Source organism: Chryseobacterium culicis (assembly GCF_002979755.1).
GTDB lineage: Bacteria > Bacteroidota > Bacteroidia > Flavobacteriales > Weeksellaceae > Chryseobacterium > Chryseobacterium culicis_A.
In genome coordinates, this window is sequence record NZ_PCPP01000001.1 from 1255517 (window position 1) to 1268895 (window position 13379).

Below are 13379 nucleotides of genomic sequence, written 5' to 3' on the forward strand. Positions count from 1 at the left end.
TTAAAATTACTTAGGCACAAATCCTAATCTGTAGAATAGATTGCTTTGTTCCGCTTCATATTTCATTTCATCCAATTCCTTAGTCAGAAAATTGATCGTACTCATAAATCCTTCATCCAGCTTTTCTCTATTTCCGCGGTTAACTTTTATCCCTACCCCTGCTATAAATGCCTCTTCTAATATGCTGTTTGCGGCTTTAATATATTCCAGTTTCTTTTTGCACTTGCTTTTTTTAACTGGATTAAGGTAAGGATTGCAGACATTGGAGTACCTGGCAAAGTTGATAAGGTTCTTTGTAGAGATCGTAGTTCTGGCCAGATTTTCAAATTCATTGACAGCCTCAATCTGAGCCAGCTCATCCAGGCTTTTCTTTGTGGATTTTTCATAATTATTAGTCGCATTTTTCTCAAAAATTCTTTCCACAAAACCTATGGGGTCAATATAGGGTAACTGTCCCTTATACTGCAGTGAAAAAAACAGTAATAGCAGAATCAGATATTTCATAACTGAATAGATTAAGTAGAGTTATATATATTCCGGAAATAAAAGTTTCTTTCTGGGAATGCGGATATTTACGCTTCTGCCACCGGCATATTCCCCTACTTCAAGACTCAATATCTCATCTTCGTTTAATGTGAACTTGTCAAAGATGAAAGTAAGGATTCTCGTTTCACCCAGTTTAATATTTCGCTGGTCACCACAGGATTTTACAGGGGTCAGTATTCTCTCCTGATAGACATAATCTTTTTTGGCGGCATTGTTATTCTTCAGCTTTGATCTGAAAAGGATCTGGTCTATATCTAAAGTGATTTTAGAGGTATTATAAATTTCTACCCGTAAGACAATTTTATTCTGAAAGTTTCTGTAATAGATTCCATTTAAAGTCAGGTTCAATCCATCGTTATTATCTTTAATCTTTACGGTGGAAGGAGCACTTTCAGATAGCATACACAGCTCCTGAAGATCCTGTGCTGTTCTTTCTTCCTTTTCAATTTTGTTTATACTTTCCTTGGCAAAATAATCGATCTTAGTATTGGTTTCCACTGCTTTATAGGTTGTGATATCCGGGTCTCTGCTGTACCCCATATCAATAGAATAATAGCTTCCTTTACCATTAATAACCGTAAGATTCGCCTGCTGGCTCTTTGGATTCTCCAGCTCTTCACCTGTATGTTTTAATTTGAGCATATTACCAATGGTATCCGCAACGAAATAAGTAGATCCCACATCCACATACTTTATTTTTTCATCAAAAATAATGTGGGTGGTCTTCACGTCTGAAACTTCAATGGCCTGGCGCTGAGATAAAGGCTCCAATATTTCCTGGGCAAAAGATCCCTGAGAACAGAGGAAAAATAGAATAAATAATACAATGTGTTTTTTCATTTCTTTTGAGAATTTAAATCAATAAAATCATTAATAGCCACCGACATATTTCCTTTGGCTTCGTATATACCTCTGATTACTTTGTTTTCATCAGCATTGGAAGAATAACAGGCGTATCTTTCAGGAGATACTTTTACTTTATATACATTAGACATACTTCCCACTTTAACATACACCTCTCCTTTATCTGTGGAGTAAAGTTTTTGAAGATCAGATTCACTGAGTGACAAGTATTTAGAAAACTTATCTTTAGATGCCATTTTCTTTTTATGGGAGAGCATAATCAAAGTATCCGTATTATTCACCATGGCAGGTCCGGCAGCTGTATCTAAGATATCTTCAAGATCCTGGGTTGCAATGGCCACCTCTCCATAAAATTTACGAACGGTCTTATACAAATATTTAATAAACTCCGCCATTTCACCTTTAGAAATGGGCTTCCAGCATTCGTCTATAAATATTGATTTTTTCTCTCCGGGAATCTTCTGAATCTTAGTCATCACCAGATTAATACACAACATGGTCACTAAAGGGAACAGTATAGGATGGTCTTTGATATTGTCCATTTCAAATACAATAAAACGCTCATGAATAAGGTTAGCCGGTTCTGCTGCATTGAGGATATCTTTATAATGTCCGTCGTAAAAATCTTTAAGTGAGAGTTTAAAGCTGATCTTATCAAAATAACTTGATTCTTCTTCAACCGCCGTATTTTCTGAAATAAACTCATAGAAAGTAGACATACAAGGAAAAATACCATTTCTGATGACATGTTCGTAATAAAGATCCAGATAGCTGGACAGTATCTGTTTTTCTTCTCTGGAAGCTCCTTCTTCTCCTTTCCATAAGAAAAAGATCAGTGAAAGCAGAAAGGTTTTCTTATCTATGTTAATTTCATCTTCATCATAGTAATAGAAAGGATTAAATTGTAAAGGTGAGTTTAAGTCATATGTAAAGTAAACACCATCCACCAGTTCACATAACTTTTTATAAGAGTTTCCGATATCTATCATGACAATATGGTGACCCTGCTCATAATACTGACTTGCAATATGATTGATCAAAAATGATTTCCCGGTTCCTGAAGGTCCAAAAATCAATCTGTTTCTGTTCACGATGATCCCCTTTTTAACAGGCTCGTCCCATAAATCCAGGCGTAAAGGAGATTCGTTTTTACGGTCACAGAAAAGAATTCCATCTTTATTGCTTTCGTAATAGGACTCAAAATTCAGTAATGAAGAGGTTTGCTCGGATATCCCGATAAATTTATGATTCTCCGAAATATACGCTGGAGCTCCGGGACAATTATTCATATACAATTCCTTTAGAGCATACTTAACCTGATAAGGAGTAATTCCTAAATCCCTGAAAGCATTTTCCAATAAGTTGACATCATGTTCCAGTTTCTTTTGCGAAACATTCCAGACGATCACACTAAAGTGCTGGTAAATAAATGTTAACTCCCTTTCCAACACATCTTCTACAAGATCTTCCACCTGTTGGTAAGTAACCTGATTTTCTCTTGAAAGTATCGCCATACTTTTAAATTGATTCATTTTGGTCTTCAGGGAAGAAAAAACTTTTTCTGAATCCTCAATAAAAATCACCTGATTGTAAATATGGTTTACATCCAGCCCTGTAGACACCGGCTGTATAAAAGGAATTCTAAAATCAGTTTTGGGTGTAGAATATTCAATGCTTTTGATGGTACTGTTAATGGTAATAGGAAGTTGATTATTGGAAGAGATGGTATACAATTCTGCAAATTTATTTCCTATCTGCAGGTTCTTATCAAAAAACATATCTCTTAGATTGGTCTCCCCTTCTTTTGAAAGAGATAGGTATTTTCCTAAAAGGGCAATAATCTGATCATTATTCAACCTTTCTACAGTGAAAAAACCTTCCTTTGTTAAGAATGAAAGACTCGATTCTACAGCTTTGATGAAATCATCTATTCCGTCTAAGTATTTATTATATTGACTGGAATTATTAAGTATGCTTACCTTACTTTTGGAGTCCTTTATTATCGTGAGATAACATTCATGACTCATGGTCGGCTTTTCATGGAAAAACCTGTTATCACTTGCTGATAAAAAATTACGGCTTTCCGATACATGCTCTGTGATAGCGTCTACAAAAAAGAAATCCTGTTTTTGCAGAATTGTTCCGGCTGGTAAAGACCTGATTACTTTATCAAAAATAACACTGATCTGTTCAATCTGGTCGCTATCAAGCGAATATATCTGAGGAAGCATCACCTTATACACTAAGCTAACATCTCCTTTTTTACTTATTAACAAATCATCATCTACCGCTAATATGTTAAATATTTTTTTGATATCCGTATCTTTCATAATCTTAGGAAATAACTATTACTGCCATTTTACTTCATTTCTATAATAAGAACACTCTAATTAAAACCGGAGGCATTATTGGAGGATCTTATATTGATCCATAATTGGTATTTTTTAGGGAGAAACACTCTCTTTTTCTCAAATACTTCTTTACTGATTTCTTTTCCTGCTGATAAAATAGCCAGATTCCTAGCCTCCTTTAAATCTACTCCAGTATTGGTACCGCCTAAAATAGAACCTCCAGAATTTGTTCCTCTTTCAATAGCATAATCAAAAACATCTTTTGAAACTGTGGATGGAATTTTAAGCCAGGAATGGTTATTCATATGAATACCCTCTCTTCCGTCATAGTCGTAAACTCTAAAGTTTAACTGGTAAAGGACATTATCCTTTTTATAGCTTTCAATATCAATATTGATCCGGTCTTCCCCTAAAGATATTCTTCCATAAACAATGGCATTCTTAGGGATTACCAATCCTCCCGGGACATCTGAAAGTCTCATATCTTCTTTGATTCTGATAGGAATAATATTTTTATCTAATATTCTCTTCTGCTCTATGGTTTCTGAAGGAATCAACTGTAAAATTTTCTTATTATTTCCTGCTGTTGTTCCCTGGAAAAAATTCTTTTTATCTCTACTATCATTTTTAACCAAATCTTTTTTACTTTCCCTGGTTTTCGGACTATTAGCAGAATCCCAGGACTCTCCATCAGTATTACGAGAGGCAGCATCTGCCGCTAATCCTGAACGGATCTTATCCTGAATCTCAAATATTTTGCTCAAACTATTTTCAGAGCTGGAACCGGAACCATAACCGGAATTATAACCAGAGCCGGAGCCGGAAGGATAACTTCTCTCTTGTGAAGAAATATTAGATAAGGCTTTCATATAACGCTCCTGCCTTTTGGCATAATCATTTTCTTCAGCCCTGCCATCAAAGCTCTGAAGCTGCTCCTGCATTAACTTTTCATCTTCCGGAAGTTCTGTATCTATCCCATATTTTCCATCTTTTGAAAAGTACTTCTTTAAATCCCTCTCATCCTGATTATAAATTTCTAATTTTGATTTTTCTTCAAGCTGATTCTCATCTACATTAGGGGTTAAAATCAACTTATCATCTGACGCCTTCATTTTTGGGAAAAGTATGAGACTCATAATCAAAATAAGAATACCTAAAGCGGCCACAAAGACAACACCAATGATGATCTTCTTTTTTTTGTCCAGATTTGCAAACATATTTTATAAACTATTATTACACATAATATTCAGAAACAGTAAAGGGTCAATTCTTTTACCTTCAACTATTATTTCATAATGGAGATGAGGCCCTGTAGAGTTTCCTGCCTATCAGCTGTCCGGGTTTTACATATTCACCTTTCCCAACAAATAAAGACCGTAAATGTCCGTATCGGGTTCTAAAACCTCCCTGATTATCAATTAAGATGGTATTTCCATAACCTCTTTCGTACTTTGAACTTAATACGATCCCGTAATAGGTAGAAAATACAGCAGTTCCTGCAGGTACAGAAAAATCAACACCCTGATGCTTTTTAATCACTCCATCAATGGGATGTTTTCGATACCCATAATTTGATGAAACGATTTTGTCATAGGCTTCAACCGGTGGTATAAGTTGTTGTGATTGTAATTTCTGACCCATAAATACTATAAGAAAACACACAGGAAGCAATCTGTTTTTTCTACTCAACAATACATACATAAGAAGTTCACATCATTTTAGTTACAAAAAAATCAATTCTATTGAGTGTCCACATGTGGCAACGGCTCATCGGCCTCAGCAGCCTCTTCTTCTTGGGAAATTCTATATAATTCGTTTTCAATAAGAATATCTACCTCTTTTACAATTCTTTCAAAATTTCCATTCAAAACCTCATTGATCATTTCTCCTTCTATGATTGTTGGTATCTCCCTCTTTATCTGATCGGTACGCTTCTCTACTTCTATTTTTCCTCTAAAAATCTTCCTGTTTATTTCTTCTCCGAAATTATCGGCAACAACCCCTACAAATTCTCCCTGAGAAAGCTGAGATATCGTAGATACCGGAATGGCATACTCTAAATTTTCATTTACAGAATAAGAATTATTCGTATCAATGGTTACATTTTTTAACCTTTGCTTTTTCTTTCCAAATATTTCCTGAAGCTTATTCGCTGTCTCACTTCTTACCGAACCGCTAAAAATATTACCTACGATATTGAATATGGTTTCAGCTACTTTATCGCCGTAATCCCGCTTCAGCTGCTCAAGATCCTGCATTCCGATGGTGGTAGAAACTTTGTTGGATCTGGCCGTTGCAATCAGGTTATCTAACCCCATAAAATACATGGTTGGCAACTCATCCAATATGACTGAGCAAGGCTGTCTTCCCTGCTGATTAATTTCTTTCAGAAGTTGGGTAACCACGAGCCCTAAAGCTGGAGAATTAGTGGTTTGGGTACTGGGTGAATTGGCAATAATTAATATGCATGGGCTTTCAGGATTATTGATACTTAATGAAATATTCTCTTCCGGAAAAACATTATTACCCATTACCCAGAATAATTCTTTTGTTGCCAACTGAGACAGCGGTATTCTCGCAGAAGCTGTCTGACCTGAAAGCTGCTCGTAAGCCTGCTTTGCTAACGCATCTGCAAAGGGAGTCATAAAAAACCTTAGTTCTGAGTATTGACCAAATACTTTAAATACTTTTTCATCCGGCAAAGATGCCAGAGATATTGCATGAGGCAACGTACAGTACTTCCCGTCTTCATAAATTCTCAAAAAATAAATACAGGCAGCGAAGTAAGAAATAGCCGACTGAGCAAAAAAGTCTTTTTCAGTAATCCATTCTTTATTCAAATTAAATAAAATGGTTTGTGAGGCTTCGATGGCATCTGCTGCTTTCTTTATCAATTCAGGATCCAGAGGATTCACAAAATTGGATTTCTCCAAATCATCTAAAGAAACCACACAAAATCGGGGTTCAATGTTGTATTTCTTTTTATAATATTCATAAAAAGCAAATGTTTCTTTTGCCAATGCAGGAAATTTAAAATCATACACCATCATCGAAAATTGCTTTTGAATATGCTGTCGTATATACTCTTCAACCACAGAGTAAGACTTTCCTGATCCCGGAGTTCCCAAAACCATAGTAGCCCTAAAAGGATTCACTACATTAATGACTCCATTTTCTGTCTTAAAATTGACAGAATAAGGGTTTTTCTTAACGACTTTCTCCTGTTCAAAAATTTGGTTCTTATCATTAAATTCATCCTTCTTATCATAAAAATTGAAGAATTTTCTCAATTTTAAAAACCCAACGATATAAATAATAAAAGAAGCAAAAGATAGAATAGTATAAGATATAATCTCGATCTTTACAACCGATACGCCTAAGAAAATGACAAGAGATGCCCCTGCTACTATTATATTCTTCATAAAAGAAGAATTTTCTCCTATTTCTCTTTTAACTTCAAAACCAAAGCAACAAAAAGAAACAATAGCAAGACTTAAAGTCCGCAATAATAAAGGGTTCTTAATGATTGGGAAAGTTTTAAATAACTTTATGATGAATATATTAATATACTCGTTACTCAAGTGTCTTTCAGCCACATAACTATATTTAGAATAATAAATATCTACTAAAACAAATAGTATACTTATTAAAAAGGAAAATATAATTAAAATATCTAAAGAATATTTATCATTTTTCATTATCTACAAATTACAATAGCATCCAATTGCTGAAATTCCAAATTATCTACCAGTACTCAGCCCTCACAAGGATTTCAAAAATCCTACACTGCATCAGTTATCCTCTGTATTAAGAGAAGCTTCCTCTTGTACAGCATTGCCGAAATCTTTAGCCGAAGCATCTTCAAGCCCTTTACTTTTGAATAGATAGTTTTCAATAAGTAAACCGTGAGGATTATTTTCAGTTCTTGCTACATTGTATAAATCAAATGAAGCATAGAACAGGTTTTTTGTACTCACGTTCTGATCAATTCTGGAAACATTGAGCTTTCCATACACAGACGCGTGATAAGGATATTCTTTATCATTAACTTTAATGGAATCTATCTCTAATTTTTGAACCAGATTTTGAGACTGTATTCTCGCAAAATGCCCCGATGCTTTAAGGGATAAATACAGTTGTTTTCCAGAGTTTCCGATTAGATAGAGAGCCTCATTGATATTTTTATCATAACTAAACTGATCATATCCAAAAAATAATCTGTGAAACACTTTAATATGATTCTTAATCTCAGGCAATCTGTAATTTTCATAATCCTGATCATTATTCATAGAATTTGCAATGGCAGCCTGCCCCTTCTCTGTGATAACATATATCTTTTTAGTAAAAACTTTACTTACATAAACAGCCCAGATTGAACTGGAAACGATAGCTATTATTGTGATAAAAAAGCTAAGAAATAATGCTTTTTTAACTAAAGAATAAGTAGAAGGAATCTCACGTAATTTTTTTAAATCCATTGTTGTTTTAAGTATTGATAAATGATGATAGGGATAACAGAAAAGTACTCTATCTGAATATTTTAAGCTTAAAAGAAGTTTTTCTGCAATTCTCACATAAAAAATATGGATAATCATCTCTATTTTCTGATGCAGGCGCAATAGTAGCCAGCTTAACATTTTGATTACCTTTACACTTTATACACTTAATATCATGGTTATCCGGCAAGTTAACTTTTGTTATTAATGCATTATTTTCAGCCTCCATTGAAGCGAACTCTACTCCTTCTTCTTCAATATTTGAAGCTTTAAGAAAAGATTTAAATTCCATAGTTAAATTAAAGGCGTTCTTAATGAGCGTAGTATGAGAATACATACCACAAGCAAAATTTTAAAAAATTAATTGAGATGTTGAATAATTCTCGTAGCGCCAGTGAATGTTAGTTTTAAATGTAAGCTATATTTATTTGGGGATGAATACGTGCGTAATGACATCTACCAGACCAAAAATAGCTAAACCTATTACAAAACGGACAAAATTCTTTTGAGCCTGTTCGTTACCTTGCATATACTGAACGAATATCAGAAAAGCACCAACAATTGCAAAAGCAGCAACCCCTGCATTCAATGAAGTTTTAAGAGTTTCTGTCCATCCTTTAATTTTCACATCAATTGTGGCTGTCTGAGAGTATAATAAACTACTTATTGGCAATAATAATGCAATCAAATTCCTTCTCATAAATTTCAAATTTTTCATTTCTTCTGTATTTTAAAACTAAATTGTAATTTTTGTTTGTTCATGTTTATTTGTAACTAGAATATCCTTTGAAAGTTTAGTATTCTGTCTTTTGTTACAGGCATCTCGCAGAATGATAACATTCTATGGAATCTACCAAAAAGCTTTTGATAAATGAGACACTGGATCTAAGAACTTCCTCAATTTAAAATCCTTATGATCAACTGTTTTCCCTAGATCCCGTACTATTTTTTGAATTTATATTAATCAGATTTTCTAATTTCTCATCAAATCTGATACATTGTGCTCCCATCTTAAAATCAAAGAAGAATTCTTTGAATTCCCCTTTTCTAGGGTACTTTTTTATGATGTATAAATAAAGGGTAGGAATTACTAAAAACACCAATGATAATAACACCTTTTTAAATACAATAAAAAGAAACAACATCAAACATATCACAACAATCATAGCCGTGACTACAGGATAGCCAAAGATTAAAGGTGTCCTTTCTAACGTTTTTGGGGTTTTATATTCCATACAAGATTGTGCTTATTTTATTTGAAAAAAGATATTGATCATTACAAAATTTGCATTTATCTTTATTAGATATTTTTAATGCAGTTTTGGTCCTTTAGCAGCAACTTGAGGCCTATCAATTCCTTGTGCATTAGATGCAGGAGACCTAACCCCTTGTTTTACCTCTCTTTGTCTTTGATTCTTGGGTTCAGTAAACCTTGAAAGGTTGAGTTTCATATCCTTCACTTCTGAATTTGCATATGAAGCACTTTTCGAATTGTTTTTCTCGGTAGAGACTACTTCTTCTCTATATTTATGTTTACTTGATTTAAGCTCTCCTGTTACATCATAAGATCCATACAGATCCTCTTCTATATCTTGATTTTCCTCAACCTTAAGTGGATTAACATTCTCATAAATAGGCTCAATTTCACTTTGCGGCTTGGGTTTCCCTATTGTGTTGAGATGAGTAAGTGTTCTATCAACCTCATTATTAAGTTGCTTCAGATCAATCCCCCTGGTCGCTAAAATCCCGATATTGGTAGCCGGATTTTTACTTTTCTGAAATACCTCAATATTGATCTTAGTATCATCAACAAAAATATTATGAACAGTATCCAGCCCTTTAATTCTTGATTTTTGCTCTTTTTCATATCGCTGTATTTCCGTGTTCTTACTTTCAGCCATTACAGTACGATTACTATGAATGGGAACAGAAATCATTGAGATATCTTTTAGTTGTGTTAAGCCTTTTATTTCATATATCGCTCTAATTGCATTGGGAAAACTAGAAGCCGTTAATACAATAACATCAACCTCTTGAGCTTTACTTTTTTTAACAAATTCATTCAAGCCCTTTGCATCAAAAAAATCAAATGTTTTATCTGATTTTTCAGATTTTTGTTTAGCCTCCATCAATGCCTGCTGTACTGCCCACTTAGATTCCGGTGTAAGAGGATCTTTACCTGTAAGCTCTCTCATTAACTGATCTTTTGCTAACCCAGGAATAGTATTATCCTTATACCCATTCCTAAACTTACTCACAATATTATGAAGATGCCCATCAAATTGTGTGTTGCCAAAATCTAAAAATACGTTTGTTTTTCTTTTCATTTTTTGTACTTATCTCTTAATACTAATTATTTACATGATTGTAGTTGATAAGATTTTGAAATACTTACAAAAAAAATTATCCTTTAGCATATCCATAATCATTACGCTGTTTTATTGAAAACAGAAAAGAAAATACACTTATGCAATACAAGCCTGGAAGAACAATAGAGATGAACTTACAGTATTTTTTGAACTTCCTCAGGAAATCCGTGAAATTATTTATACAATCAAATGATTTGAAAATCTCAATAGGAAAATCCGAAAATATACCAAAAATAAAATGTCTCTTAAGAAGACCATCCATTGCACAATATGCAATTAAAATTTCCTTATTATTTAATAACTAATAATTTCCAAAATTAGGAGATTTAACAATTTACCAAAAAAAAACACCGTAAGAATAAACAGACGCGGATGTAGTTTTTATTGATCTTCATAGGCTAAAAACAATTACACGATCTATGGTTAATAACTACTTCTAACAAACTATTCTCCACAAAAAACGGAGGGCAGTACAGAAAAAAACCACCCCGAATATTGGAGTGGTCAATTTATTTATTATTTGAAATTTTGTCTTTCGAATATTTTATCTGATTATTTATGAAATAGTATTTTAAATCGATCTTTTTAATATTAGATTTAGTTACAGTTGTTTCTAAATTCCAGCGGAGATGTTTTAGCTAAATTTTTAAAAAGCCTCTGAAATGACTGTGGATAGTCAAATCCTAAGGAATAAGCAATTTCACTTACGGTAAGACTGGTTGTTGACAATAATATTTTTGCCTTTTCAATAATTTTATTCTGTATATGTTGCTGTGTGGTTTGCCCTGTAAGTGTACGTAACATATCGGTTAGGTAGTTGGGTGACATATTCATCTTTGAAGCAAGAAAATTTACGGTTGGTACTCCGTGTAATTTCAGATCCTGCTCTTCAAAGCAGCTATCCAGCAGATCTTCCACTTTACTTAAAATATCGCTGGTAGCCATTTTTCTTGTTAAAAACTGACGGTGATAGAATCTATCGCAATATGTTAAAAGAAGCTCTATATGGGATACGATCAGATCCTGGGTAAAGGCATCGATAGAATTAGAAATTTCTTTACTGATATTATTCATTATGTCAATCACTAGTTCATTTTCAGATTTCGACAGATATAAACCTTCATTAACTTCATAAAAGAAAAATCCATAGGAACGGATTATTTTTGCCAGCGGATAATTCCTGAAAAAATCGGGATGCACTATCAGCAGCATTCCTTCAGGTTGAAGATCCACGGTCTTGGCGGGAGATATTATCTGCTGTGGAGCAATGAATGACATAACTCCGTCATCGAAGTCATAATGCTGCTGGCCATAACCAAATCCATCGCAATTTTTTTTGAGTGCTATACTAAAAAAGTTATAGGAGATCGTTTTCTCGATTTCATTGGTGTCAATGCTGATTGTGGAAAGATCAATCACACTGACAAGAGGGTTGGTGGGTTTTTCCAATTTCAAAACCTGATGAACTTTTGAAATTGAAAGAAGCTGGGGTGGATTTATTTTATTTTTCATTGGTTAAATAAATGTCAGGTGTGTGAAACTTATCGTAAAAACAAAAATAAGTAAAGCAACTATTATATGTTGTTTTATAAACTTTATTATTTCAGAAAGCTGTGCATGGCTATATCGGCATTATCTTGAAAGACCGTGTTTCTAAATTCAGGAAATATTGCTCCCTGTTCTACCATATCTCCAATCACCTTTCCTTCCTTACTGGCATAAAAAGAGCCGTTTTCAATTTGAGGATTGTCCAGTACGGCTATATATCTTGCTGCCCCTTTACGAATACTGTGTATCATGCCAATCAGTGGCATGACGATTGGTGCCAGCAGATACTTGAAGAAGAATCTGGTCAGTGTCGGTAAATTGTCATACCCTGCCGTTCCTCTTGTATTTCCGGGGCTTACGCTGATAAATTTTATATGTGGATATTTACGGCTGTTTGCCGCTGTCCATAAAGCACCGATATATTTTATATATCCATAGCCATATGCCTCATTTCCATCAAATTTTGGATCTGAAAAAGAACCATTGAGTACAGAGATAAATTCAGCCACAGAGTTTGTTTTGAGATTAGGTTTCTTCATAACCCCTTTTATTCCTCTGGCACCTTCTGAACTGACGTATATGAACTCGTTTTTAACCTTATTCATTTTTACAAGCTCATCAACAAGAACCATATGACCCAACAGGTTTGTCGCGGCTATATTTGTCATACCACTTTGAGAAAGGGCTAGAGGATCTTTTCCACCTTGACCCCCGGCATTCAATATAACAGCATCCACGGCATATGGTAAGGCATTAACTGCAGTTTTGACTGAGCTTGGGTCACTGATATCCATTAATATAATATCGAAGATTTTTCTGCCCGTAGTATATTCAAGGTCTTTTTTAGCCTGATTCGCTTTGTCTAAATTCCGGCATGCCAGAAAGATCTTTTCAATGTTTCCATTTGAAGATAATTGTCTTGCGACTTCTTTACCAAGACCAATATTTGCTCCGGTTATTAGAATTGTTCTATTTTTCATAATGTTCTTTTATTACTATTAAAATCATGTGACAAAGTTCAAATAATGAAAAAACATCAATGTAACGAAATCCCTTATTTTTATAACGAAATCCACGATACTGAATTCTATAGTGAAATCTAATGTTAATCATTACAAAATTTGAATTTGCAACCTCACAGTTTAACAAAAGACCGAAAACATAAAAACCACTTTATTTATTTAGTTTTCAATATTTTACATATC

At 33.9% G+C, this 13379-nt stretch carries 12 protein-coding genes; all 12 read right to left on the reverse strand.

Annotation, left to right across the window (positions count from 1 at the left end):
- Nucleotides 1–6: 6 nt before the first annotated feature.
- The gene (locus tag CQ022_RS05835) at nucleotides 7–504 is read right to left on the reverse strand and encodes a hypothetical protein (RefSeq protein WP_105681919.1); all 498 of its coding nucleotides are present in this window, start codon (nucleotides 502–504) and stop codon (nucleotides 7–9) included.
- A gap of 21 nt (nucleotides 505–525) precedes the next feature.
- Nucleotides 526–1386: a DUF4138 domain-containing protein gene (locus tag CQ022_RS05840; protein WP_105681918.1), complete on the reverse strand. Its 861-nt coding sequence runs from the start codon at nucleotides 1384–1386 to the stop codon at nucleotides 526–528.
- On the reverse strand, nucleotides 1383–3740 hold the full coding sequence (locus tag CQ022_RS05845; RefSeq protein WP_105681917.1) for a TraG family conjugative transposon ATPase: 2358 nt from the start codon (nucleotides 3738–3740) through the stop codon (nucleotides 1383–1385). The genes CQ022_RS05840 and CQ022_RS05845 overlap by 4 nt, the downstream gene beginning before the upstream one ends.
- A gap of 56 nt (nucleotides 3741–3796) precedes the next feature.
- Nucleotides 3797–4978 carry a conjugative transposon protein TraM gene (gene traM, locus CQ022_RS05850; protein ID WP_105681916.1) on the reverse strand — a complete coding sequence of 394 codons (1182 nt, stop codon included), beginning with the start codon at nucleotides 4976–4978 and terminating at the stop codon, nucleotides 3797–3799.
- Between the two features lie 73 nt (nucleotides 4979–5051).
- Entirely contained in the window at nucleotides 5052–5402 is a 351-nt protein-coding gene (locus CQ022_RS05855) for a M23 family metallopeptidase (protein WP_165791634.1), read from the reverse strand.
- Between the two features lie 98 nt (nucleotides 5403–5500).
- Nucleotides 5501–7183 (reverse strand): type IV secretory system conjugative DNA transfer family protein, encoded by a 1683-nt coding sequence (locus tag CQ022_RS05860; protein WP_165791633.1) that lies wholly within the window; start codon nucleotides 7181–7183, stop codon nucleotides 5501–5503.
- Between the two features lie 369 nt (nucleotides 7184–7552).
- Entirely contained in the window at nucleotides 7553–8239 is a 687-nt protein-coding gene (locus tag CQ022_RS05865) for a hypothetical protein (protein WP_105681913.1), read from the reverse strand.
- Nucleotides 8240–8288: 49 nt separating this feature from the next.
- On the reverse strand, nucleotides 8289–8549 hold the full coding sequence (locus CQ022_RS05870) for a hypothetical protein (RefSeq protein ID WP_123864392.1): 261 nt from the start codon (nucleotides 8547–8549) through the stop codon (nucleotides 8289–8291).
- 132 nt (nucleotides 8550–8681) lie between these two features.
- Nucleotides 8682–8975 (reverse strand): hypothetical protein, encoded by a 294-nt coding sequence (locus tag CQ022_RS05875; RefSeq protein ID WP_105681911.1) that lies wholly within the window; start codon nucleotides 8973–8975, stop codon nucleotides 8682–8684.
- 592 nt (nucleotides 8976–9567) lie between these two features.
- Complete coding sequence (locus CQ022_RS05885) at nucleotides 9568–10584, reverse strand: hypothetical protein (RefSeq protein WP_105681909.1); 1017 nt, start codon at nucleotides 10582–10584, stop codon at nucleotides 9568–9570.
- 639 nt (nucleotides 10585–11223) lie between these two features.
- Entirely contained in the window at nucleotides 11224–12138 is a 915-nt protein-coding gene (locus tag CQ022_RS05890) for a helix-turn-helix domain-containing protein (protein WP_105681908.1), read from the reverse strand.
- An 86-nt stretch (nucleotides 12139–12224) separates the two neighbouring features.
- Nucleotides 12225–13154 carry an SDR family NAD(P)-dependent oxidoreductase gene (locus CQ022_RS05895; protein ID WP_228421582.1) on the reverse strand — a complete coding sequence of 310 codons (930 nt, stop codon included), beginning with the start codon at nucleotides 13152–13154 and terminating at the stop codon, nucleotides 12225–12227.
- Nucleotides 13155–13379 lie beyond the last annotated feature (225 nt).